General features: G+C 42.3%; 23 protein-coding genes. 9 read left to right on the top strand and 14 right to left on the bottom strand.

Annotated features, from left to right (window positions below):
* Positions 1–26: 26 nt before the first annotated feature.
* From EL241_RS02970 to EL241_RS02935, 8 genes are all read right to left on the bottom strand, one after another.
* Positions 27–974 carry an NAD(P)-dependent oxidoreductase gene (locus EL241_RS02970; protein WP_036103302.1) on the bottom strand — a complete coding sequence of 316 codons (948 nt, stop codon included), beginning with the start codon at positions 972–974 and terminating at the stop codon, positions 27–29.
* Positions 975–991: 17 nt separating this feature from the next.
* Positions 992–1,684 carry a thiaminase II gene (gene tenA / locus EL241_RS02965; RefSeq protein ID WP_036103304.1) on the bottom strand — a complete coding sequence of 231 codons (693 nt, stop codon included), beginning with the start codon at positions 1,682–1,684 and terminating at the stop codon, positions 992–994.
* Positions 1,685–1,878: 194 nt separating this feature from the next.
* Positions 1,879–2,274, bottom strand: a complete 396-nt coding sequence (locus EL241_RS02960; RefSeq protein WP_036103309.1) for a cytidine deaminase — start codon at positions 2,272–2,274, stop codon at positions 1,879–1,881.
* Positions 2,275–2,287: 13 nt separating this feature from the next.
* A complete protein-coding gene (locus tag EL241_RS02955) occupies positions 2,288–3,589 on the bottom strand; it encodes a pyrimidine-nucleoside phosphorylase (RefSeq protein ID WP_003757855.1) in 1,302 nt (433 codons plus the stop codon).
* Between the two features lie 20 nt (positions 3,590–3,609).
* Positions 3,610–4,794: a phosphopentomutase gene (deoB, locus tag EL241_RS02950; protein WP_003757853.1), complete on the bottom strand. Its 1,185-nt coding sequence runs from the start codon at positions 4,792–4,794 to the stop codon at positions 3,610–3,612.
* 21 nt (positions 4,795–4,815) lie between these two features.
* The gene (locus tag EL241_RS02945) at positions 4,816–5,997 is read right to left on the bottom strand and encodes a NupC/NupG family nucleoside CNT transporter (RefSeq protein ID WP_003757851.1); all 1,182 of its coding nucleotides are present in this window, start codon (positions 5,995–5,997) and stop codon (positions 4,816–4,818) included.
* Between the two features lie 118 nt (positions 5,998–6,115).
* The gene (gene deoC / locus EL241_RS02940) at positions 6,116–6,781 is read right to left on the bottom strand and encodes a deoxyribose-phosphate aldolase (RefSeq protein ID WP_003757848.1); all 666 of its coding nucleotides are present in this window, start codon (positions 6,779–6,781) and stop codon (positions 6,116–6,118) included.
* Positions 6,782–6,931: 150 nt separating this feature from the next.
* Positions 6,932–7,270, bottom strand: a complete 339-nt coding sequence (locus EL241_RS02935) for a zinc ribbon domain-containing protein YjdM (RefSeq protein WP_003757846.1) — start codon at positions 7,268–7,270, stop codon at positions 6,932–6,934.
* Between the two features lie 135 nt (positions 7,271–7,405).
* On the opposite strand from EL241_RS02935, the gene EL241_RS02930 reads away from it, so the two are divergent.
* The gene (locus tag EL241_RS02930) at positions 7,406–8,125 is read left to right on the top strand and encodes a YebC/PmpR family DNA-binding transcriptional regulator (RefSeq protein WP_036103314.1); all 720 of its coding nucleotides are present in this window, start codon (positions 7,406–7,408) and stop codon (positions 8,123–8,125) included.
* Positions 8,126–8,238: 113 nt separating this feature from the next.
* On the top strand, positions 8,239–9,126 hold the full coding sequence (locus EL241_RS02925) for a LysR family transcriptional regulator (RefSeq protein ID WP_036103317.1): 888 nt from the start codon (positions 8,239–8,241) through the stop codon (positions 9,124–9,126).
* 214 nt (positions 9,127–9,340) lie between these two features.
* Here EL241_RS02925 and EL241_RS02920 read toward each other — a convergent pair whose 3' ends face one another.
* Positions 9,341–9,871: a GNAT family N-acetyltransferase gene (locus tag EL241_RS02920; protein WP_036103320.1), complete on the bottom strand. Its 531-nt coding sequence runs from the start codon at positions 9,869–9,871 to the stop codon at positions 9,341–9,343.
* A 5-nt stretch (positions 9,872–9,876) separates the two neighbouring features.
* Positions 9,877–11,121: a beta-ketoacyl-ACP synthase II gene (gene fabF / locus EL241_RS02915; protein WP_126320338.1), complete on the bottom strand. Its 1,245-nt coding sequence runs from the start codon at positions 11,119–11,121 to the stop codon at positions 9,877–9,879.
* 98 nt (positions 11,122–11,219) lie between these two features.
* Between fabF and EL241_RS02910 the strand changes: the two genes are divergently transcribed.
* From EL241_RS02910 to EL241_RS02885, 6 genes are all read left to right on the top strand, one after another.
* Positions 11,220–12,047, top strand: coding sequence for a helix-turn-helix transcriptional regulator (locus EL241_RS02910; protein ID WP_036103322.1), 828 nt, complete (start codon positions 11,220–11,222; stop codon positions 12,045–12,047).
* A 117-nt stretch (positions 12,048–12,164) separates the two neighbouring features.
* Positions 12,165–13,796 (top strand): NAD-dependent malic enzyme, encoded by a 1,632-nt coding sequence (locus EL241_RS02905; RefSeq protein ID WP_036103325.1) that lies wholly within the window; start codon positions 12,165–12,167, stop codon positions 13,794–13,796.
* 31 nt (positions 13,797–13,827) lie between these two features.
* Positions 13,828–14,793, top strand: a complete 966-nt coding sequence (locus tag EL241_RS02900) for an AEC family transporter (RefSeq protein ID WP_003757833.1) — start codon at positions 13,828–13,830, stop codon at positions 14,791–14,793.
* 183 nt (positions 14,794–14,976) lie between these two features.
* The gene (locus EL241_RS02895) at positions 14,977–15,072 is read left to right on the top strand and encodes a type I toxin-antitoxin system Fst family toxin (RefSeq protein WP_126320336.1); all 96 of its coding nucleotides are present in this window, start codon (positions 14,977–14,979) and stop codon (positions 15,070–15,072) included.
* Between the two features lie 238 nt (positions 15,073–15,310).
* Positions 15,311–15,658, top strand: coding sequence for a hypothetical protein (locus tag EL241_RS02890; protein WP_036103329.1), 348 nt, complete (start codon positions 15,311–15,313; stop codon positions 15,656–15,658).
* A 291-nt stretch (positions 15,659–15,949) separates the two neighbouring features.
* Positions 15,950–19,063 carry a CDP-glycerol glycerophosphotransferase family protein gene (locus EL241_RS02885; protein ID WP_052009042.1) on the top strand — a complete coding sequence of 1,038 codons (3,114 nt, stop codon included), beginning with the start codon at positions 15,950–15,952 and terminating at the stop codon, positions 19,061–19,063.
* A gap of 53 nt (positions 19,064–19,116) precedes the next feature.
* Here the strand turns inward: EL241_RS02885 and EL241_RS02880 are convergent, their stop codons facing one another.
* From EL241_RS02880 to EL241_RS02870, 3 genes are all read right to left on the bottom strand, one after another.
* Positions 19,117–19,902, bottom strand: coding sequence for an alpha/beta hydrolase (locus EL241_RS02880; RefSeq protein WP_036103332.1), 786 nt, complete (start codon positions 19,900–19,902; stop codon positions 19,117–19,119).
* Between the two features lie 82 nt (positions 19,903–19,984).
* On the bottom strand, positions 19,985–21,331 hold the full coding sequence (locus tag EL241_RS02875) for a PTS sugar transporter subunit IIC (protein ID WP_036103335.1): 1,347 nt from the start codon (positions 21,329–21,331) through the stop codon (positions 19,985–19,987).
* A gap of 13 nt (positions 21,332–21,344) precedes the next feature.
* On the bottom strand, positions 21,345–23,576 hold the full coding sequence (locus EL241_RS02870; RefSeq protein WP_036103338.1) for a glycoside hydrolase family 3 N-terminal domain-containing protein: 2,232 nt from the start codon (positions 23,574–23,576) through the stop codon (positions 21,345–21,347).
* 119 nt (positions 23,577–23,695) lie between these two features.
* On the opposite strand from EL241_RS02870, the gene EL241_RS02865 reads away from it, so the two are divergent.
* Positions 23,696–24,865 carry a helix-turn-helix domain-containing protein gene (locus EL241_RS02865; RefSeq protein ID WP_036103341.1) on the top strand — a complete coding sequence of 390 codons (1,170 nt, stop codon included), beginning with the start codon at positions 23,696–23,698 and terminating at the stop codon, positions 24,863–24,865.
* Here EL241_RS02865 and EL241_RS02860 read toward each other — a convergent pair.
* A complete protein-coding gene (locus EL241_RS02860; protein ID WP_036103345.1) occupies positions 24,860–25,756 on the bottom strand; it encodes an ROK family protein in 897 nt (298 codons plus the stop codon). The genes EL241_RS02865 and EL241_RS02860 overlap by 6 nt on opposite strands.
* Positions 25,757–25,759 lie beyond the last annotated feature (3 nt).

The following is a 25,759-nucleotide window of genomic DNA, read 5'->3' as shown; positions in this document are numbered from 1 at the left end:
AGCCATAGCTTCACTTCTCTTTCTAATCAATAAACCGCATTCTCCGCTTCTTTCCCATGAAGCACAGCCTTCACATTCTCGATCGCCATCGCGGTCATTTGATAACGTGTTTCTGTATCCGCATTTCCGATATGCGGTGTCAGCACGACATTTTCAAATTCCTTGAACTGCTTGGAAAGCTTCGGTTCAAATTCAAAAACATCCAGTGCGGCACCTGCGATTTCTTTATTTTTCAATGCTTTCAGCAAGGCTGCTTCTTCGATGATCGGTCCTCTTGCAGCATTAATAAGGAATGCAGTATTCTTCATAGCTGCAAAAGCTTTTTCATCGAACAAGTGCTTTAATTTCTCGCTGTAAGCTGCATGAATGGTAATAAAATCGCTGCTGGCGATCAGTGTTTCTTGGCTGACAAATTCGGCGGCAAATTTTTCGGCAGCTGGTTTTGGGTGATGTCCGGAATAAATGATTTTCATTCCGAAGGCTTTTGCACGCTCTGCCACAGCTTGACCGATTTTACCAAGCCCGATAATGCCCAGTGTTTTTCCAGATAAGGAAGTGCCGAGGAAATAAGTGGTTGCCCAACCAGTGAAGGACTCTGGGGAAGTTCGAAGCAGGCGATCGCCTTCTGAGATACGTCTAGCAACATCTAATAGTAAACCAAATGTCAAATCGGCAGTGGCTGCTGTAGAAACAGCTGGTGTATTGGTCACAACGATTCCTGCTTGTTTTGCTGCTTCAATATCGATATTATCAAATCCTGCTCCGATATTAGCAATGATCTTCAATGAATCTGCCACTTCAATAATTGCTGCATCGATTTTTTCTGACAATGGGATGATCATTGCCTCTACGCCCTTTAACGTGTCACGAAGAATTTCCGGTTTTGTACCGCGTTCCAAAAAAAGCAGTTCGTGATCTGTCAGCATTTGTTGATTCGTTTCTAAAATATCTCCAATAATTACTATTTTCGCCATTTCCCTGTCAACTCCTTTTATTTGATTGCTTGTTTTGCAGAAAACCGCCAGTCGATCTGATGGTAGGCCATTTCCCAAAAATGCCATTCTAATTCGCAGCTTCGTAAAAAGCGTTGTTTGGCTTTTTCGCGCGCTGCTTCATTTGCTTGTGCAGCTTCTCGGTCAAGTAGATAGAATAATTTCGCAGTGGCACTTTCTTCTCCCACATTCGGATGATAAAAATCGATCCACTTGGCAAAAGGATTAGTTGCTTCGTTTTTACCGCTCACCGTATGTGCGACTGCGATTTCTTCATAAGTCCATGGACATGGCGCCAAGGAAGCTACAATATCCAGCAAGCTGCCTTCTCTTGCAGCGTTATACATATGTTCGTTATATAAATAAGCTGTCGGCGCTAAATCTGCTTGTGTATGGGCTTCATAATCAATCGCAGCTACTTCTGAAAAAAGCTGATGCGGCGTTACTTCACTATGTAAAGTGAGATCGATCTGTTCTGAAAAGAACGCCATATCCGCTTTATTGTCGCATTTCATGATTGCCGCTGCGTAAACTTTCGCAAAGGCTTTCAAATAATTCGTATCTTGTTCGATATAAAACTGCAACGCTTCTCTTGGTAGCTTTCCCTCCCCGATTCCGACAACAAACGGATGATCGTGGATCGCTGCCAAGATCGGCTGTGCTTCTTCTTTTAAATGCTCTGAAAACAACATCTTTTTTCCTCCTTTAGACAATGGAACAAACCCCAGAAACCGGCAATGCTAACTGTAAACCTGCGACCTAAATCAAGTTCAAAGAGACCCGACACAATACCTATCTCAGCGTTTCGCTTCCCCAGTGTTCGATATGCTTTTAGAATAACACAAAAAAGACTTAGAGGCCTATTTGTCACCTCCAAGTCTTTTGTTTAATTCAGATCTTTCGGAGTAAACGCTCCTGGAAGAAGTTCTGCAACGGTAGTTTGAACGGTGTTTCCTTTCAAGTTCGTCAGGGTGACCGGCATATCCGGTTCACAAAATTCGCTGATGACTTGGCGACACGCGCCACATGGGGCTACTGGGCCTTCTGTGTCAGCAACTACGACTAGATGCTGGAAGTCCTTTTCTCCCGTAGAAACGGCTCTGAAAATCGCTGTTCGTTCTGCGCAATTTGTTAGGCCAAATGAAGCATTTTCGATATTGCAGCCTTGGATGACCTCTCCGTCCTTGGTCACGAGTGCCGCCCCGACTGGAAAATGAGAATATGGTGTATAGGCAAATTCCCGTGCTTGTTTTGCTTTATCAATCACTTGATCGATATTCATGCAAATCCTCTCCTTACTCCGTAATTAACGTATGAATCAACGTTGGCTCTTCGGCATAATCAGCAATTTCAATATTCGCGTAAAGGCGTTCTTTGACATCGTCCACATTTTCTTTGTTGCTGTAGATCGTTACCAATGATTCGCCTTTTTCGACTTTATCGCCGACTTTCTTGTTGAGCATCAATCCTACTGCTAAATCGATTTCGTCTTCTTTCGTTGCTCTTCCTGCACCTAAGATCATCGCTGCTACGCCTAATTCATCGGCAACGATATTGCTTACATAGCCAGAATCTAGCGCTGGAAGTTCGATTTTATAAGCTGCTTGTGGTAATTTTTCAGGATCATCGACAATGCTAGCATCGCCGCCTTGATTTGTAAGGAACGATTTGAATTTCGCTAATGCCTTGCCGGAATCAATCACTTCTTGGAGCTTTTGACGCGCTTCTTCTAAGGTCGCTGCTTTTTTCGCCAGTACGACCATTTGACTGCCAAGTGTGAGAACAAGCTCTGTCAAGTCTTTTGGCCCTTGTCCTTTTAATGTGTCGATCGCTTCCTTCACTTCAAGCGCGTTTCCGATCGCAAAACCGAGCGGTTGTGACATATCGGAAATTACAGCCATGGTTTTACGGCCGACATTATTGCCGATCTTCACCATCGCATGCGCAAGTGCTTCGGCATCTTCTTCTGTTTTCATGAAAGCGCCGGCGCCAGTTTTGACATCTAAAACGATCGCGTCCGCACCAGCAGCGATTTTTTTACTCATGATCGATGTTGCGATCAATGCCATAGAGTTGACGGTCCCAGTCACATCACGAAGCGCATAAAGTTTTTTATCAGCAGGAGTCAGGTTGCCGGATTGTCCAACGACCGCTACCTTATCGCGGTTCACAAGTTCGACGAAGTCTTGCTTGGATAATTCAATGTGGAAACCTTTGATTGCTTCTAATTTGTCGATCGTCCCACCTGTGTGACCAAGCCCACGCCCGGACATTTTTGCTACAGGGACATCAAGTGCTGCGACAAGTGGTGCCAAGACTAACGTCGTGGTATCGCCAACCCCGCCCGTCGAGTGTTTGTCGACTTTTACGCCTTCGATAGCAGAAAGGTCGATCACATCACCGGAATTTACGATCGCCATCGTCAAGTCAGCGCGTTCTTGTTCATTCATATCTTGAAAATAGATCGCCATTGCAAGCGCACTTACTTGATAATCCGGGATGTCTCCCTTTGTATAACCATCCACGAAGAAATTGATTTCTTCTGTAGAAAGAGCTTTGCCATCACGTTTTTTAGAGATTATGTCTACCATTCTCATTGTTTTTCATCCATCCCTTCTTATTTCAATTGATCTAAAAAGCTAGTGCCGTATTCCGGCATTTTCACTTTAAAATTATCTGCAACTGTTGCACCTAGATCAGAATACGTTTTACGCAGTCCTAGGTCAGAACCACCATTAAAGCGTTTCGAGAAAGCAATCAGCGGTACATATTCACGAGTGTGATCTGTTCCGCGATACGTCGGGTCATTCCCGTGATCAGCGGTAATCAGTAGTAAGTCATCTTCTTTGAGATTTGCAAATACTTCCGGCAAACGGCTGTCGAAGTCTTCAAGCGCTTTTCCGTAGCCTTCTGGATCACGGCGGTGCCCATAAAGAGCATCGAAGTCTACTAAGTTCAGGAAGCTCATGCCATGGAAATCTTCTTCTAATAAGTCGATAAATTTGTCCATGCCGTCCATATTGGATTTGGTACGGATCGATTTCGTTACGCCTTCATTATCGAAAATGTCGGAGATCTTTCCAAGCGCGATCGAATCCAAACCGCCGTCTTCTAACGCATTCATCACTGTTGCGCCAAATGGCTTCAAGGCATAGTCATGGCGATTGGAAGTTCTTTCAAAGGTTTCCTTGGTTTTACCGACAAATGGTCTAGCAATGATGCGACCAAGCATATAAGGTTCATCACGTGTGATCTCACGGCAGTATTCACAAATGCGATATAATTCTTCTAGCGGAATGATCTCTTCATTCGCTGCGATCTGCAGTACGGAATCCGCCGAAGTGTAGACGATCAATGCACCGGTTTTAAGTTGCTCCTCGCCTAGTTCTTCCATAATCTCTGTCCCGCTGGCTGGCTTATTACCAATAACTTTACGACCAGAGAAATCCTCGATTTTTTGGATCAATTCATCTGGGAAGCCATCTGGGAAAACGCGGAAAGGTTTATCAATGAACAGCCCCATGATTTCCCAATGTCCTGTCATGGTATCTTTTCCTGCAGAAACTTCCTGCATTTTCGTATAATATGCGAGCGGCGCATCTGCTTTCGGTACGCCTTCGATCTCACGAATATTCGATAATCCTAGTTTTGCCATATTTGGCATTTTCAGACCACCGCGGCTACCAGCAATGTGGCCTAATGTATCGACATCAAAATCATCAAACTCCGCTGCATCAGGTGCTTCCCCGATACCTACTGAGTCCATTACAATCACATGAATACGTTTGAATGCTTCTACCATTTAAATCCGCTCCTCTTCTATTTAATAAATCAATCCGACGATCGTTGCGCTGACAAAACTTACCAGCGTCGCGCCGAATAATAATTTTAATCCAAATTTTGCTACGACATTTCCTTGCTTCTCATGCAGACCTTTTACAGCGCCGGAAATGATTCCGATCGAAGAAAAGTTGGCAAAGGAAACCAAGAAAACCGATATGATCGCTGTGGTTCTGCCACTGAATGAAAAATGCCCTTGGCTAAGTGTCGTCATTGCCACAAATTCATTCGAAACCAATTTCGTTGCCATGATACTTCCTGCTTTGACAGCTTCATCCCAGGGGACACCCATCAAGAAGGCAAATGGCGCAAAAATATAACCTAATAGATCTTGGAAAGAAATACCGATGATACCGCTGAAAAGTGCATTGATCAATGCAATGATCGCTACAAACCCGATAAGCATCGCCGCTACTGTAATGGCTACTTTGAAACCATCCATGATATATTCGCCTAATACTTCAAAAAACGATTGTTTCTCTTCTTCTTGAACTTCTAAAATATCTTCGTCTGGATCAACTTTATATGGATTGATGATCGATGCGATGATAAATCCGCCAAACAAATTGAGCACGAGCGCCGTAACCACATAACGTGGCTGAAGCAGTGTCATGTATGAACCAACGATCGACATCGAAACTGTCGACATCGCGGAAGCACATAATGTATACAAGCGATTCGCCGGCAGACGCCCTAATTGTTTTTTTACGGAAATAAAGACTTCCGATTGTCCCAGAATAGCGGACGCGACTGCGTTATAAGATTCTAGTTTTCCCATTCCGTTGACTTTACTCAAAAGGACCCCGATCCATTTGACGATGAACGGTAGGATCTTCCAATGCTGCAAGATTCCGATCAAGGCTGAAATAAAGATGATCGGCATCAAAACACCTAAGAAGAAAGTAGCCTGATCATGCTTGACAAGATTGCCGAACACAAACTCGACACCGCTATTAGCATAAGATAACAAATGGTTAAAGCCATTTGCGATTCCTTTGATCAAGAAATTCCCCACGCCGGTATTCAGTAGTAAAAAACCTAACACAAACTGTAGTACAAGCATTACGATCACAGGCCGATATTTTACTTGCTTCTTGTTATTACTTGCCAGCCACGCAATGACTAAAAATACAATCAATCCAACGATTCCTACTAGATACTTCAAAACAAAACCTCCAAAAACATTTACAGCTATGCTGACACCGTTTACAGTTACCTGAACAAGTAAACCGTTTTACGATACAGCGTTTTCTTTCATCTCGCTAACCATAAATTGCTATTTTTTAATAATCTGACTTACTTGTCTGATCCCCTGAAACAATTGCTACCCCTGCACTAGCGCCAATTCTCGTCGCTCCTGCTGCTACCATATCTTCTACATCTTGTTTGGTTCTTACACCGCCTGATGCCTTCACACCAATTGTTGGTCCTACAGTCTTACGCATCAATGCAACATCTTCTTTCGTCGCTCCACCAGTTGAAAAACCTGTTGATGTTTTAACAAAATCCGTTCCAGCTTTTACAGCGATCTCGCAAGCGCGAACCTTTTCTTCATCGGATAATAAACTTGTTTCGATGATAACTTTTACCAAAGTTCCGTTAGCCGCTTCTACGACTGCACGAATATCACTTTCTACCAAAGCATCATCTTTATCTTTCAAAGCCGCGATATTGATAACCATATCCACTTCGCCTGCTCCGTTTGCGATCGCGTCTTTTGCTTCAAACGCCTTCACAGCAGAAGTATTGGCTCCTAATGGAAAACCGATTACGGTACAAACTTTTACATCCGATCCTGCTAAAAGTTCGGCTGCCAGTTTTACCCAAGTTGGGTTGACACATACAGACGCAAATCCATATTCCTTTGCTTCTTTGCACAATTGCGTGATTTGTGCTTTTGTTGTTTCAGGTTTTAACGCTGTGTGATCGATCAGTTTTGCTAATTCCATGAAAATTACCCCTCTTTTCTCTGTTAAATTACTTTCATCATACCCTGTCAAAAGTATTTTGTAAACATGTAAGCGCTATATTCGGTCTTGCGTGACTTTTCTGGGAATTCACAGAAAAAAGCCGCCCCCTAAGGTGCAGCTCTCTTTTGATCAAGCTTTTTTTACAAATTCGGATTTTAACTTCATCGCTCCGAAGCCTGTAATTTTGCAATCTATATTATGATCGCCCTCTACAAGTCGGATGTTTTTTACTTTTGTCCCGATTTTAAGTGGAGTGGAACTCCCTTTTACTTTTAAATCTTTAATGATCGTAACGCTGTCGCCGTCGTTCAATAAAGCGCCATTTGCATCTTTGACGATCAATCCTGCATCTTGGGCCGCTGTTTCCTCTGGCGACCATTCATGTCCGCATTCCGGACAAACCAGCATTGCTCCGTCTTCATAGGTATATTCGGACTGGCATTCTGGGCATTTTGGTAAGGGTTGCATCTTGATTCCTCCTGTTCTCTACTATTAAGTATACTGAATTTCGTACGCTTTTCAAATTATTACTTAACAAAAGGCGATGTTTTCTTTATAATAGGAAAGAGTGTTTAACACCGAATTAGAAAGTGAGTGGAGAATATGGGCCGTAAATGGGCAAATATTAAGGAAAAAAAGGCTTCTAAAGACAAAAATACAAGTCGCATCTATGCAAAATTCGGTATCGAAATTTATGTAGCTGCAAAATCAGGAGAACCAGATCCACATGCTAACCAAAAATTGCGCTTTGTTATTGAACGTGCCAAGACTTATAATGTGCCGAAACACGTCATTGACCGCGCCATTGAAAAAGCAAAAGGCACAGGCGACGAAACTTATTCAGAACTTCGTTACGAAGGTTTTGGACCAAATGGTTCCATGATCATCGTGGATGCGCTGACCAATAACGTCAACCGCACTGCTTCTGATGTTCGTGCTGCTTATAATAAAAATGGCGGAAATATGGGCGTGAGCGGTTCTGTTGCGTACATGTTTGATAATACAGCCATCTTCGGGATCACCGGAAAAGAAGAAGAGGAAGTCTTGGAACTATTGATGGAAGCGGATATTGATGCCCGCGATATCTTTACAGAAGAATACCAAGTCATCATTTATGCTGAACCGGATGATTTCCATGCTGTTCAAGAAGCATTGAAATCCGCTGGTATTGAAGAATTTACAATCGCTGAGATCGAAATGATCCCTCAAAACGAAGTACCACTCGAAGGAGAAGACCTGGAGAAATTCGAGCGGTTGATCGACACATTAGAAGACTTGGAAGATGTCCAAAAAGTCTATCATAATGTGGCATTAGACGACTAATTAATAACTCCGATTTTGCAGGGTGGCAAATGTGCTTACATTATAGGCCTTTAACGAGGACGAATAAAAGCATCTGCCACCCTGCTTTACTTTTCCAAGAGAGGAGGATACACATGATTTTAAGCGACTTGCAGTATTTTATTACCCTTTGCGAAACGCATAATTTTACAAAAGCTTCTGAAAAGCTGTTTGTTTCTCAGCCTTCGATCTCGATGAGTATCCATCGTTTAGAAGAAGAAATGGGACAACAGCTGCTAATTCGTGGTCGTGGTCAAAAACCCCTTTATTTAACGCCAGCCGGTGAAAAAATGCTGGATTACGCCAAAATCATTATCCATGATGTCGAACGAATGCGGGAAGAAGTCAGCAACACTCCCTCTCGAAAATTAAAACTAGGCGTTCCTCCAATCATCGGCGCTTATTTTTTCCCCGAGATCATGAAACAGCTCTCAACAGAAGAAATCAATGCCTTTTCCACAGTGGAAACGGGCTCGATCGAGATGCATCAACTTTTGAAAGACGGCGAAGTAGATATGGCATTTATCGGTTCTGCGACGGAGGAAAAACCAGCAAATCTGGAATCGTATTTTATTGCGCGCGACGAGTTTGTGGTCTGCGTTTCAGAGTTACATCCGCTTGCCAAAAAGAAGACAATCGCGTTTTCCGAATTAAAGGGTTCCCGCTTCATTTCCTTGGGGAAAGGATTTCTGCAAAGCGATATTTTGGAGAAAACATGTCACGCAAACGGGATGGAAAAAGAAATCAATAATTTTTATTATACAGATGAGCTGCAAACAGCAAAATCACTTATTTCTTCCGACATCGGCGTTGGGCTGATGATCCGTTCTTCAGTCGGCACGCAGCGAAATATGGTCACACTGCGTTTGAAAGATCCGCTTTATTTTTATATTTATTTATGGGTAAACGACCTTTACCCGTTTACTGGCTATGAAAAGCAATTAAAGAAAAAGCTAGTCGAAGCCAGTTCTATTTTCATATAAAAAAGGATGGGAGCAATTCCCATCCCAGACTGAATAAAAACACCATTCAATCATTTTTTACTGTTTTCAGCTTGCCAAAAAATGATTAGATTCTAGGCAAAGTCGAGTACCGAAGCGGAGCGTACTTTTGTACGTGAGCATCGGAACGCAGATTTTAACGACGAAGATGATTGTTTTTTGACAAGCTGGGATGGGAGCAATTCCCATCCTTTTGTTAGTCCTCTAAATAAAAATAAATATCTGCCTTGCCCTCTTGCCGGGTATGCTTGTATACATCTGTATTTAGGCCACCGATCCGAAAACCGCTATGCAGATAAAATAGGCAAGCTGCCAAATTATTATCTTGTCCGATCGTATAGATCCCACGTTTTCCAAGTTGCACTGCTTCTTCCTTTGCGCGTGCGATCAACAACTTGGCGATCCCGGATTTCCGGTATTTCTGCTTTACCTTTAAATCCATCAAATACATATATTGGAACCAATCCTTCTGGATAACGGCGAGTCCCACGCATTCCTCGTCCACATAAGCAGCTACGGCAAACCCATTTTGGGAGACTTGCTCATAAGCATAGGCTTCATCGGGAAAAGTCATTGTCGTTGTTTCAGAAAACAACTCTTTGTCATATTCCCATTTTTCATTGATTCGAGAAACGATCAGACAACCAAAAACATCAAAAGCTTCATTTTCTAGGTGAAGCGCTTCTTGATCTGCAGCTGTTACTATGTCGATTCGAATATTTGTCATTGTTTCTACTCCTTGTCAGCTTTATATTTCTTCAAAATAAGCACTGCATTATGGCCACCAAATCCAAAGGAATTAGACAGACCATATGTCAGACTGCGTTTTTCCGCAATAAAGGGAATGTGCAGATTCGATTCTATATGCGCCTCATCTAAGTTGATCGTTGGGGTTACCACATCTTCTTGCAGCATTTTTGCTAAGGCAAAAGCTTCAAACGCTCCGGCTGCACCTAACATATGGCCAGTCATAGATTTATTAGCTGTTACCAATGGGTCTGAATCTGTGAAAACTTGACGGATCGCTTTTTCTTCGGAAGCATCTCCGACAGGCGTACTAGTTGCGTGGGCACTGATGACGTCAATATCTTCAGCTGTGATCCCCGCATCTTCCAGCGCAAATTCCATTGCTTTCGCTGCTCCTTTTCCCTCTGGATCAGTCGCAACGATATGATAAGCATCCGAAGCGACACCATAACCTGTCACTTCTGCATAAATCGCTGCTCCCCGCTTTTCAGCGCTTGCTAGACTTTCTAAAATCAAAACAGTACTTCCTTCTGCAATGACAAAACCATCGCGGTCCTTGTGGAAAGGCCGGCTAGCTTGAGTGGGTTGTTCATTATTTTGCGATAATGCCTTCGCATTGCTGAAACCAGCGATTGCTACTTCATTGATCGCTGCTTCTGTGCCACCGGCAAATGCTGCGTCGATAAAACCATATTTGATCGCCCGGTAGGCTTCTCCAATCGAATTATTGCTAGTCGCACAAGCTGATGTGATCGACATTGTCGGTCCTTTTGCTTGGAAAGCCAAACTGATATTTGCAGTAGCTGCATTCGGCATCAGCATTGGTACTAATAAGGGGCTGACTCTGCGACTTCCTCGTTCTTTCAGTAATTCTACATTATCGATCAGAGATTGGATCCCCCCGATCCCCGAACCGACATAAACTCCAAAACGATACGGATCGATCGCTGCATTTGCAAAATCACTGTCCGCATATGCCTCTTTGGCAGCTGCAAGTGCAAATAAAGAAAAGCGATCTAATTTCCGCAGCTCTGTTTTATCCAGATCTACATCTGCCTCTAAATTTCTTATTTCACCAGCAATTTTGACTTTTAGATCGCTAGTATCTGTGTTTTCGATCGTACTGATTCCTGAAACGCCCTCTTTCAGCGCCTTCCAAGCTGTTTCTTTATTAAAACCTAACGGAGAAATAACTCCTATTCCGGTGATGACTACTCGATTTTCTACCATTTTTTCGCACTCCTCTCGATAATAGTATAGAATAGTTATTAACGTAGTACAATTTAGTAGTTATCCTAGGATAATTAGTGATAAGGAAGGTGACTGACTTGAATAACACGGAACGGCTCCAAGCATTATCCTCCTTTTTAAAGGAAAAAAGAAACGCGATCTCGCCGGAACAATTAGGGATTTCCACTGGCGGAAGAAGGCGTGTCCAAGGACTGCGTAGAGAGGAAGTTGCTCTATTAGCCGGGCTCAGTATCAGCTGGTACACACGTTTTGAACAAGGAAAAGATATCACTCTTTCCCTTGATGCGATTAATGCGATCGCTCGTGTCCTCCATTTAAATCAAGATGAAAAAAACTACTTACTTTCTTTAGCTTATCGCTATCAACTGGCGGAAGAAGATGTGCCTATTTCACGCAAGAAGCCCAATGAAGCGATTCATCAAATCATTTCCGCCATGCCTAATTTCCCTATTTTGGTGACCGATCGGCATTTGCAGATCGTCGATTGGAATGAGCTAGCTACGAAAGTTTTTTTAGACTTTAATCAATTAGCTGGTAAAGATCGTAACCTCATTAAGATCTTGTTTACACGCGAAGAGATCCGCCGGCTTGCCATCAACTGGGAAGAATTCGTCAATGAGTTCATGGCGCTGTTTCGTGCCTATTATGGCCGTTTCTCCGGCGACACTTGGTACAGCACGTTTATTAATGAGATGACCACGACCAGTCCTAGATTTACTGCCTTTTGGAATGCAATGCAAGTCGCCAATGATCCGGAAATCATTTTGTTGTTCCGGCATTCCAAAGTCGGCAAACTGAATTTCAAGCTCACTTCCTTGCAGACGACTAGCCTTTTGAATGAATACCGCATCAATATCTTCATTCCCGAAACGAATAGTATTGAAAAAGTGGTTCGATTACAGTAACTATTTCTCTCAACCTATAAATATTATTTATAAGTCCATAAAAAAAGCATATTTTACTTTGTCCCATTTCGCTTCTACAATAGAAGTATCAATTAAAATGAAATGGGGCATTTTATCATGGAAAGTTTGAAAGGAAAATCTTTATTGAATCACCCTTTCTACAATAAGGGAACTGCTTTTACAGAGGAAGAACGCGCGCAATATCAATTAGAAGGACTTTTACCTACGAAAGTTCGGACATTAGAGGAACAAATCGACTTGGAATATGGAAGCCTTTCCAAAATAGAAGATAATTATAAAAAGAATCAATATTTAATGAACATTTACAACACCAATCGGACACTATTTTACGCAATTGTCAGTGCACACTTAGTGGAACTTCTCCCAGTAATCTACACACCAACGATCGCTGACAGTGTCATGAAATATTCGCACGATTACAAAGTGCCAAACGATGCTGTTTTCTTGGATGTCAATCATCCGGAAACAATTAAGGCATCTCTTCAAAATGCCACTAGTGATTTAGAACAAATCGATCTACTCGTGATCACAGATGGTGAGGGAGTGCTTGGAATCGGCGACTGGGGCATCAATGGCGTTATGATCTCAGTCGGAAAACTTGCAGTCTACACCGTTGCTTCTGGACTTAATCCGCGTCACGTTTTGCCAATCGTCATCGACAACGGAACAAACCGTCAAGAATTACTAGATGATCCGAATTACCTTGGTAATCGCCACGCCCGTAAAACTGGCCAAGAATACTTGGATTATATCGATGCCTTTATCAAAGAAGCAGAAAACTTATTCCCAGATGTTTTATTCCACTGGGAAGATTTCGGACGCAGCAATGCTAGTGTTATCTTGGAAAAATATAAAAATGATTTGACTACTTTCAATGATGATATCCAAGGTACTGGTGTCATGATGGCAGCTGCTATGCATGCTGCTGCCGAAGTCTCAGCAAAAGCGATCCAAGATCACCGGTATGTTATCTTCGGTGCTGGTACTGCTGGAATCGGTGTTGCCGACCAGATCCGAAAAGAAATGGAACTAGCCGGTTTAAGCGAAGAAGATGCTTACAAACGCTTTTATCTCGTCGACCGCTATGGCTTGATCACAGAAGATATGGATGATTTGACGGAAGGACAAAAACGCTATGCCAGGGCCTCCTCAGAATTTGAAAAAGCATTGCCGACATTAGAAGAAACAATCGAAGCAGTTAAGCCTTCTGTGTTGATCGGTACTTCTGGACAACCGGGTTCCTTCACTGAGAGCATTGTCAAAAAGATGGCAAGCTACAACGAACGTCCTGCTATTTTGCCGATTTCCAATCCAACGAAACTTTGTGAAGCAAAAGCAAGTGACATCATCAAATGGTCCGACGGCCAAGCGCTTGTCGTGACAGGAAGCCCTTCTGAACCCGTAGAATATAAAGGCGTCACTTACAAGATTGGCCAAGCAAACAATGCCCTTTTATATCCCGGACTTGGACTCGGGATCGTTGCTGCCAAAGCAAGCCAAGTAACCGAAAAAATGCTTTCCAGCGCAGCAAATGGAATCGTCTCTCTTCAAGATCTAGACAAGCGAGGTGCTGCTATTCTACCGCACGTCAAATATGTACGCGAAGCCTCAAAACTTGTAGCCATTGCTGTGGTTGAAGCTGCGATCGCTGATGGTGTAGCAACAAAAGAAATCGCTGATGCGACTCAAGCAGTAGAAAGTATTATGTGGGAACCCACTTATAAATAAAACGGGATAAAAAAGAAAGGAAGTCTTTGTTGTGGTTTTTTTCCAATCCATCCAAAGTGTCATCACGATCATCTTAATGATGGCACTCGGTTATTTTCTGAAAAAGTTCAAATGGTTCGACGATAATTTTGGTAAAAGTATTTCCGCTTTGATCACTAAAGTCGCACTGCCAGCATCTATCTTCGTGTCTGTGTTGAAATATCTGACACGCGACAGTTTAATGGAGTTATCAGGAAGTCTGATCTATCCAGCTGTTTCTGTTGTCCTTGGTTATCTGATCGCCTATTTGCTAGTGAAAATCTTGAAGATCAGACCTGGAAGACGAGGCATTTTCATGAATGCCGTTGTTAATGCAAATACTATCTTTATCGGGCTCCCACTTAATATCGCGTTATTTGGTGAAAAAAGCCTACCCTTCTTCTTGGTCTACTACATTATCAACACTGTTTCAACGTGGGCATTCGGCGTTTTCTTGATCCAAAACGATGATCCCACCCGAGATAAAAACAGTGAAAAACGCAAATTTAATTGGAAGAAACTCTTGCCGGCACCACTCGTCGGTTTTATCGTCGGGTTGATTTTCTTGCTCTTTAGCATTCCAGTCCCCGGCTTTATCGACTCCACACTCGGATATGTCGGCAGCATTGTTACCCCACTCTCACTGATCTATATCGGGACAGTGCTGTATGATGCAGGTTTATCGAGTATCCGTTTTGAACGCGATACCGTGCTCGCCTTGATTGGTCGATTTGTCTTGTCGCCAGTATTGCTCATCATCATGATCTTGATCGGCGCACACGGCTTCGGAGCTGAATTACCAAAACTATTGAACCAAACACTGATCGTTCAATCCGCTACACCAATGTTAGCGGTGCTTCCGATCTTAGCAAATGAATCCAACGGCGATGTCAAATACGCTACCAATTTAGTAGTATCAAGTACTGTATTATTTATCATTGTTGTCCCAGTTTTGATGCAATTAATTCAATTTATGTAAGAAGAAAAAGCTGCTAATCTCAAAATTAGCAGCTTTTTTATATATCAAACTCCTCCATTTATCCAAAATCGCCTTCAAAATACAAAGTTCGCCAAAAACATACTGCCCAGCTGGACCACATGTTATAATCAGTGCGTCGTCTACCTTTCTGACGATTTAAAATCGCAGAAGGAGGTGTATTTGATGGCATTGACTTTTTCTAGCATCATTGCTCCGATCATTGCTGGTTGTGCAATCACATTTTTCAAGCATTGGTTAGATCATCGAAGCAGTGAGTAGTGTAGGCGACCGATCTAACACAAGTAAAAACACCCTAATGCGCACAACATTGGGGTGTTTTTGTGTTTTGATAACATTAACTTTTCTACCGTCATTATATATCATATAAGGAGTCAATTGCAACTCTTTTCCAGAGTTCTTAAATATCCTTGATCTCTTTAAACACATTCTTTTTTTATTTTTTCTATCTTATTTCAAACAAATTGTGTATACTAAAAGCAAAAAGGAGCTGTTTAGATTGTTAAAAAAGGGATTTTCTATAATTTTAGCTAGTTTTCTGCTTTTTGGTATCAATGCCGTTCCAGCCGATGCTGCTACGCATTATAAACTGACTGCTTCGGTGAGCAATAAAAAACCGAAACAATATAGTACCATTATTTTATACACCAAAGGATTACCAAAAAAAGCAAGTTATAAAGCAACCTTCCACTATAAAACCAAAGATACTATTTATAAAGGCAAAGTCGGTACTCCTAAAAAAGTCCGCATCAGCCGTTCGACTAAAGGATTCAAAGTCAAAATCGATGTTGTTTCTAAATATAAAGGCAAGAAATATCATGCTAAAACAAGTTTCACTGCACGATGAAGAGAAAAAAGCGCCAACACGTTCATAAAGTGTTGGCACTTTTTTTGTTTTGACTCGATTCGATAAAACAACTTTTCGATTTTTACTTTAAATTTAGTTTTTTCGGCTCTATATATACTCATAAAAACACTTTTCATAGCCGCTTTGTGAATTTCTACCTAGTTATCATCTTTTCTCTTATCTGGCACCATCACAGCGCTTTTATATGCTATAATAAAGCACGAATTTTATATTTTCACAATACTAGCTGTATAAAAGAAGCACTACTAACTGCAAGGAGAGCTGATTACTTTGGAGAAAAACTTAGCAAAGAAAGCAACAAAAGAAATATGGCTGTTCAACAGTGGTTCTACATTTTCTGGAAATCCAAAATGGCTATTCCTCTATATTCGGGTCCATCGTCCAGATATTGAGGCTTATTGGATTTGCGATCAACAAGATTTAGTGAAAAAAATTCGGAGATTAGGCCATCCTGCGGCTACTTTTCGTTCTTTACAGGGGGAGAAATGGAAAAGACAAGCGGATGTTTTTGTTGTCGATCAAGTGAAAGAGCATCTCCCCACTTCTTTCCCGTCTACTATCAAAATATTGAATCTATGGCATGGTGTCGGTTGCAAAACGATCGAACGTGGTGTGAAATTTGGTGAGTTAAGGCAGCGGATCTATCAAAAGCATATCCGTTATTATTCTGTGTATCAAAATCACCAACTCTTTTTAGTGACTTCGCCGCTTATGGAAAAACATTTTCAAGAACAGATAGCCATTCCTGACGAAAATTTGATTCGTGCTGGCTATCCCGCTAATTCAAGAGAAAGTAATCTCACTACCTATTCACATGCGATTAAAGCAAGCAAAGGGCTGCCGGATGATGCCAAAATAATTTTGTATGCACCCACCTATCGCGATCGTTCGTTAACGAATTTTTTTGGGAAAGCCATCCCGGATATGGCCTCTTTGCTTGCCCTATTGCAAAAACAAAATGCGCTTTTTATTTTTAAGATTCATCCGCTAATGGCGCAAGACCCAATCTATCAGCAGCTACAAGCCAATTATAGCAATCATCCTAACCTACTTTTTTGGGATAATCAGCAGGATATTTATGAGATATTCAACCAAGTGGACATTGCTATTGTGGATTATTCGTCAATTTTCTATGATTTATTGGCTTCTGGAGTTAAAAGCTTTATTCGTTACATATTTGATTACAAGGAATCTGACACCATGCGAGATTTTGCCTTTGATTATTTAGATATGACCTTTGGCACGCTCTGTTATGACTTTGAGACAATGTTACTTGCCTTAGAAGCACCGGTAGTAAGAGCAGATGTGCAGGCAGATATCGATCGCCTCGAAACATTATTTTGGGAATATGATCGGCCTGATAACTGCGAAAAAATCATTACCGCAACCCAGCGCTTTCAACCTAAGAATACAACTTTCCCAACGCTCTATAGCTTCGATATTTTTGATACATTGCTACGGAGGAAAACATTGGAACCGCTTGGTGTTTTTTATTATGTTCAGGATAAACTGCAGAACAGTCCGCTGGAATTTCCTGGCTATTTTTGTGATAATTACCAGCGTATCCGCAGACAGACCGAGGCACAACTACGCGATTACTACCGCAAATCGACTTCATTACGCGGCTCTGATCTGCTCGAGATCCAACTGGAGGAAATCTTCGCTAGACTCCAAACTCTGTATGATTTGACGACAGAGCAAACAGATTATTTGATGGAATTGGAATTAGAAGGAGAGCTTCAGACTATTGAGGGGATTCCAGAACAGATTGCTGCATGTCTGGAACTAAAGCAATGTGGCGAAACAGTGGTACTTATCAGTGATATGTACTTGCCGGAAACATTTATGAAACAGCTATTGCGGAAAGCACATCCGGAATTAGCTGAATTACCGCTTTTCCTCTCATCAACAACTGGAGAGCAAAAGTCGACAAAAAAATTATATCTACGTGTCTTCGAAAGCTTGGATTACCGCTTTGAAAAGTGGATTCATCACGGCGATAATCAGCATGCAGATATCAAAATGGCACAATCACTCGGAATCGAAACTGTTTTCTGTCCACGACAAAAGTTCGAACAATATGAGCGAGCGCTCGTCAACCGTATTCCACATTATGATGGCTATTTAACAGCTGGATTATTTGCAAATTATCGTACGAAGGACCGCCATTCCAGTGATTATTATACCTATGCCTTTGTCAGCATGTACTTCGTTCCTTATGTCCATTGGGCCTTAAAGCATGCCTTGCAACAAGGTACCGAAACAGTTTATTTCCTATCCAGAGATGGACATTATTTAAAATTGATCGCCGATACGCTGATCGCGCTTAAAAAATATCCACTTCGTACAAAATATCTGTATGGGTCTCGTAAAGCATGGCGTATCCCCTCTTTTGTGGAGGAGATCGACGAAGAGTTCTTTTCTCCATTTGGAAATTTTGAAGCTTTGACAGATTTTGATAGTGTACTTGAAGCACTTTGCGTAGATGAAAAAACATTTGACCGTCTCTTCCCTGAGCTGAATCATTTAAAGGCTTGTACAAATATCACATTAACGGAAAAACAAGAAATTATCTATGCAGCAAAAAATTCGAGTCATTACCGAGATTTTCTGCTGGCTTATGCCAAAGAGAAACGAATTTGTATCAATCAATATTTTCAGCAAGAAATCAATCCTGATGAAAAATTTGTTTTCATTGAATATTGGGGCCGCGGCTATACACAGGATTGTTTCAATCGCTTGTTGGCAGATGCTTTCGGGAAACCGATCCAAACTGTTTTCTACTATTCACGGAGTATTTATCCAAGCCACGGGCTATCGATCCGGCATAATTTCAATCCCAATCTAACTTCGCTTGTTTTTGTCGAGGCTATCTTTGCCACTGTGCCTTATCATAGTATCACTGCCTATCAATGGGATAAAAAGATCGCTCGGCCAGTGATCGATTACAAGGAAAATACGGCTGGACTCCACAACAGCATCCAAGCGCTTCTGCCAGAATTCATCGCAGACTTTTACCAGCTCCCGTTTCTGGATGAAGACGCACTCGAGCGTAGTTTATTTGACTTTGCGATCGATTATTTCCGTACATCTGCCTATAAAAACAGTTATATTATTGAAAATTTTGCGCCACTAAAAGATTCTGTCCGGTTGCATGCAAAAGAAGAAGAATATGCCCCCTGTATCCGGCTACGGGATTGTCTACCTAAATTGGCTGGACGTCCTATCGCTGTGCAGACAACCAATATGCGACTTTCGCTGGCGCGCTCTTCCCGCTTAGTAAGGCTGCTCTATCAAATAGAAAAGAAATGGCTAGAAAAAGCTGTTCGGCAATTAAAAACCCGACTGCGTTTCCTCAAACGAAAATTATTGTTTCGTTCCTGATTGCTTAACAAAAAGCCTGTTCCATATCGTTTATGGAACAGGCTTTGATTCATTTAATTCATCAGGGAATGGAACCATTTTAGAATCGGCTGGATCTCCTTATCCCAGTAATGCCAATTGTGATCACCTTCCGAATAGGAGGAAGTAAGGTCAACTCCCAGCTCATTTCCTAAGGTCTCAAAAGCTTTGTTTTGCTGATATAGAAAATCTTCTCCACCACACCAAAGGTAGAATTTCGGGAGAGGAACTCTATTATCTGCAGCTGTTTTTACTAGGTAAAAAAGATCGTTCTCGGAGTGCTGCAATTCATGGAATTCGCCAAATACTCCCTTCCAGAATGCTTCGTTTCCATCATAAAAGTTCGCTTCATTTGCGATACCAAGAGCGCCGGATAAAGAGGCTACTGCTTGAAAGCTTTCAGGCTCTCGCAAACCGAGTTTAAATGCACCGTAACCGCCCATTGATAATCCTGCTGCGAAAGTTCGTGTCTTTTTAGTCGATAACTGCGGGAAAAAACCATGACAGATCGCCGGTAGTTCTTTAGCGATAAAGTCCCAATAGCGCAAACCATACTTTGTATTGGTATACCAGCCCAAATGAGTCGTCGGCATAATCACCGCAAAGCCGTATTCCGCTGCATAGCGCTCGATCGAAGTCCTCCGCAACCAAATGGACTGATCGTCGCTCATCCCATGCAAGAGATACACGACGGGAATATCTTTTAGTGTTGGACTACTTTCGATACCGATTTGATTTTGCTCTTGCTGTGGCAAGATCACGTTCATCGTCATGTTCATGCCAAGCTGATTAGAGAAAAAACTCACTTCTAACAATGCCATTTTAATTCCTCTTTTCTTTCGGTGGTAATGCTGATTCATTTGCCCTTGATCTTTGGCATTTCTCAGGCTTCCCAGTTAACTGTTATGCTTGTGCATTTTCTGCTTCGATTTCTGCTGCCGTTTCCATTTCTGTCTCTGCTTTACTTTCCATTTCTAATTGATATTCCTTTTTATCAGCGATTTTGATAAAAGGATACCAGATAAGTGCCGTTACTGCAAAACATATCAGCATAATAATCGTGTAATTAATTCCACCGGCTAATGGTGTTTTAACAAAAACTGGCGTTGTCCATGGCATAAGCGATGTGGTCGGATTCAAATTAACGGGTAAAATCGTACGGACAAGTCCCCATGAAAGGAAGCCACTGATGATCGGCGGTAAAATCTGAGGGATAAAGAAAATCGGATTCAAGATGATCGGCATCCCGAACATGATCGGTTCCGTGATTCCAAATAGAGATGGGACAAAGGACAGTTTTGCGAGCTGCTTCATTTTTGCTGATTTAGCTTTGAACATAAAAATCGTCACGATCCCGAGGAAATTAGAGGCCATGATTCCACCGGCAACGATGGAAGGCACTAAATAGGGAAGCGGTTGTCCATTTTGATAGGCAGCAATGTTAGTTGAGATCATCGTAAGTGTAATAGCACTAAGCGGTCCTTGCAGCACAGCATTGTGGATTCCAAAGAACCAAAGTAGACTTAGTAGCGACATAATGATGATGATCGACAGCGGGCTTGCAACTAATAAATTAAGTGGTGCACTGATCGTATTGACAAAGAAGTCAAATATATTTCCTGATTTAGTAAAACTGAATAAAACGCGGATCGCAAAGGCAACAATAAAAATGATCGTTACAACAAATACCGGCGCTAACGATTGTGTTACCATTGGAGGCACGCTGCTTGGCAATTTGATAACTAGATTTTTCGTGTTCAGGTAAGCATACAATCGCGTTACTATCAGCGCCACGAGCATCCCGATGAATATCCCTTGACCACCTAAATAGTCTAAACGCAATGCACCGATATTTGTCGGAACTTGTTTTCCGGCTTGTGTCACAACGGAAGCCACTGTTTGCGGCATGATCATTATAAAAAATGCTAATGAGATAATAGCGGCATTGCGCTGATTCACTTCCAAACGTTTGGCGTAAGACATTGCTAAACTGTAGATCACATATAAAGATAAGACACCCGTAGCACCATTTGTGATCGCGTTGATGTGTTCTGTCAGTCCCACTTGTTTGAGCCAAGCGATCCAGGCATTGATCGGGAAATTGCCGACGATGGTGATAAGTGCGACCCCGATCGTGATCGGACTTGCTCGAATGAAACCTTCCATCAAACTCCCAAGTATTTTATTGCGCTGTACCTTCTCAGCAAGGGGCATCAGTGTTTTGTTCAATAGTGTTTCTAAATTAGCCATTTCTATTCCTCCTTTATTCTATCACGATGGAAATACTTTTATGGACATTATCTGAGCTTGTCGCGATCAAATAGCGATAGCTCCCTTTTTCTAACACGTGTTCTCCTGATTTATTTACATACCCTAGTGAATTACTATCCACTTCTATTTCTACTTCTTCTACGCTCTTGGCACGGACAAAAATTCGTTTACTCCCGACCAGTTCTTGAACAGGACGGACAATCTCAGATGCAGCTGCTTGGATATAAAATTGGATCACTTCTTCGCCGTCTACTTGGCTGGTATTCTGGATAGCCAGCTTAAAGCTAAATGTACCACCAGCTCGGCAGTGAACCGCAGCACTGTCAGTAGTTATTTGGAAGCTACTATAGGACAGGCCATAGCCAAATGGATATAGTGGCTCGTTTGCTTCATCGGTATAGCGGGAAGTAAAGCGCGGCTGCTGATTGCTTGTTCCCATTGGACGACCTGTTGAGTGATGGGCATAATAAATCGGGATCTGTCCTTCTGCACGTGGAAAGGTCATCGCCAAACGTCCGGATGGATTTGCTTTCCCTGTAAGAAGATTGCTGATACCGATCCCGCCCATCGTTCCCGGGTACCAGACGAGCAAGAGACTGTCGAATAGCGGCGCTACTTCCGTTAGCACAAGTGGACGACCTGTATATAAAATACCTACGATCGGTTTTCCTGTTTTTTTAAGTTCCCGCAACAGATGCAGTTGTTTTTCCGGCAGGTCCAAATGCGCTCTTGAGGCGCCTTCCCCGCTCTCCATGAAGTTTTCACCAAACGTAAATAAAATTTTATCTGCTTGTTTTGCCTTTTCAACCGCTTCCTGTACAAGTTTGTTTTCAGTTTCGATTGGTCCATTGAGCTGTATGACAGCCTCTTTTAGCGGGCCGAAAGCTTCATAATCATCAAAGAGATTGTAGCCCTTGGATAAGAGCAGCTGCTGGTTTGGAAAATGCTGCTGCAGACCTTCTGCTAAGGAGATCGTGTCAAGCGGACTGCCAGTGACCGAAGCCCAAAATCCCAATGTCAATTTTGATGTGCCATATGGGCCGATCACCGCTAGTTTTTCAGACTTTCCAAGTGGCAGCTGCTGGTCGTTTTTTAATAGGACACTGCTTTTTTCTACTAATTCTATCGCCGTTTGTTTGGCAGCAGCGGTCAAGATCTCACCCGCAGTTTCTGCTTCCAAACCACGATATGGATTTTCAAATAGGCCTAGTTCATTTTTTAATACTAAAACCCGTCGAACCGCTTCATCCAATAATTCCATTGGTAATTGATCGGATTTGATCAGCGACTGCAGCTCATTGGCATAACAGCTTGTCATCATGTCGATATCCACACCGGCTTCTAACGCTTTTTGCGCCGCCGTTTGCTTATCTTTCGCATAGCCGTGGTCGACGAGTTCTTCGATGGCAGCAAAATCAGAGATCAAAACACCATCGAAATTGTTTTCTTCTCGAAGGATCTTTCGATTTAGAAATTTATTTGCTGTAGCGGGAATGCCATTCAGCAGATTGAATGCTGTCATTACTAGCTTGGCATTTGCCTTTAAAGCTGCTTCATACGGTGGCAGATAGGTTTGCCGTAATTTCAGTAGCGACATGTCCACTGAATTATACTCTCTCCCTGCTTCAGGAGCGCCATATGCTGCAAAATGTTTGATCCCTGCTGCGACATGGTCTTCCTCAATGGTTTTTTCTTCGTTTAACTCGCCTTGATAGCCGGTGACTATGCTGTTCGCATATTGGGATGCCACGTAAACATCTTCGCCAGGTGATTCCATCACGCGTCCCCATCGCGGATCACGTACCAGATCGAGCATTGGCGAGAAAAGCACATGCAAGCCGTTGCGATAAGACTCTTTCGCTGTTTCTGTGGCACCCTTTTGGATCAGTTCAAAATCGAATGAACCGGCTTGGGCTAAGGGGATCGGGTTGATCGTTCGGAAACCATAGATCACATCTGCCATGATCAGCAGCGGAATCTTTTTGGGATGCTTATGCAAATATTCTGTTTGGATCTTTTTGATCTGCCGCCAATCATTTACATTGTAGACCGAACCGATCAAATCTAATCGAAAGTCTGAATGAAAGCCGATATCCTGCAGTGGCCCTGTATCAATTGTTTGCTTATCCTCCATATATACATTCCCACTGACTTGTACGACCTGCCCGATTTTTTCTTCTAATGTCAATGTTTGGAAAAGTGCTTCTAATTTCTCTTTTTTCACAGGATCCCTCCTAAAAGTAAGCGCTTTATTTTTAACTGGTTTTATTATATAGTGAAAGAAACTAGCTTTATATCAAATTTTTTCTATTTGTGTCAAAAAACGAATATTCGGAGGTAACCATGGATTTAGAACGATTGACTAATATTTATAAAACCCTTTATAAACGAACCCATATCCCGATTCAAATCTTTGATGAAGCGGCTAATCCGCTTTTCCAGAAAACGACTTTTACTGAGTTACTACGGCCTTTTTTAGATAGACAGATCCCCAACGGAGCCAAAATGGTCCTCACCAATAACTATAAATTTCTTCATGCTACTTTTCCATATCGTTTTGCCGGTCAGCAGTTTTATATCTTGATCGGTCCAACGCTGGTCCTCGGTGATATGAGTGAATCCATTATCGAGTTTCATGGAAAGCGACTGCTATTGACCAAATATTTGGCAACAGAATCGGAAAAAGAATTTTTGGAATTTGTACAAATGATTTATCAGCTCACTATGGATGCTTCTTTAACGGAAAAAGATATTTCGATTTCACATATTGCCGCTGATCCACAGCAGACGCAGCCGAAAAAATTGTGGAAGGATTTTCTTTTTGACCGTCGCAGCCAAGAGGCAACTCGTGATTCTTATCAGTTTGAATTACGTTTTATCGATTATATCAAGCGCAATAAACGTGATAAAATTGAATGGCTCTTTAAAAAAGCGAGCGATACCTATGTCGTCCATTTATCTGTAAATGACTTGGAAGGACTACGGTTGAAATTTTCATCGCTTGTGACTCTAGTGACGCGGACCGCAATCGATTGCGGCGTTCCGCTGGATTCCGCATTCAGTCTTTCGGATTCTTTGATACGCGGACTTGATTATATTCGCACGCCGGCAGAATGTGCTTCGTATATGCACTATGCGACATTTGAATTTATGGATCTGATCCACGGTCAACCTTATGCTAATTATTCTGGCTTTATCAATCAGACGATCTCCTATATCGATGCGCATCTATACGAAAAAATCACGCTGCAGGAATTAGCGATAGTCACTAATCGGACGCCGGCTTATTTATCGCATCAATTCAAGCAGGAAGTCGGTGAAACGATCAAGCATTATATTTTAGCGAGAAAAACAGAAGAAGCGAAAGAGCTACTGCTATTCACCGATCATAGTTATCAAGAAATTAGTACGCTGCTCTGCTTTGCGAGTCAAAGCCATTTTACCCAGCATTTCAAAAAAGCGACTACTTTAACACCAAAACAATTTCGGATGCAGCACTTCCAGTATTTATGAGTGTGCTTGTTTCAACAGGTAAACCGCGCCGATCATGCCAGCATGATTATGAAGGGAACATGGTAGTAGGCGCGGCATTTGGATCAAGCCCAGGGTCGAATATGACTGACAGATCTCTTGATATGCAGATTGGATCGCTTCGATCACTGCTTCATTTGCGCTGATTCCGCCACCGATCAGGATCACATCCGGAGCTACAGTTACCGCTACATTGACCACTAAGAGCGCTACATCATGATAAAATTCTGCAATGCAGTCAGCCGCGATTTTATCACCGTTATCTCGGCGGCGAAAGATCTCTTCCGCTTCTAGAACACGTTCCTGCACTTTTATACTATAATTACGGCATAGACCAGCAACGACTCCGCTGTATCTTGCTGCTGCTTCTTCCTTATACGATTTGCTGCGTCCGACTAGGCTTAACCCAAATTCTCCGGCTAATCCTCCCAGACCGCGATATAATTGATGATTGATATAGATTGCTCCGCCCACAGCAGTTCCAAGCGTCAGACAAACAAAATTTGCTTCATGTCTGGCATTCCCGATCCATTTTTCTGCTGCAGCTGCTGCTTTTCCGTCTGATTCTACATGGACAGGCAAACCTAATTCGGTGCTAAGCAGATCTGCTAACTGAATACCGATAAAGCCTTTGATTGCTCCTGCTGTCTGCATATATCCCTCGTCGTTGATGATTCCCGGGGTGCTGACCCCGACGCCGATGATCGAGTAAGTCTGCTGATATGTCTTTGTGATTTTTTTCAAGTCTGTGAGTAGCGCTTCCGACTCATATCGAGTAGGTATTTTCCCACTTTCGACGAGCTTTCCCTGATTATCAATGACGCCGTATTTCACATATGTTCCACCGATATCAATTCCAACATAATACGACATTTC

Origin of the sequence: Listeria grayi (assembly GCF_900638015.1) — a bacterium.
Taxonomy (GTDB): Bacteria; Bacillota; Bacilli; order Lactobacillales; family Listeriaceae; genus Listeria; species Listeria grayi.
The sequence above is the reverse complement of the archived record's forward strand: the minus strand, read 5'-3'. Positions and strand labels throughout refer to the sequence as shown.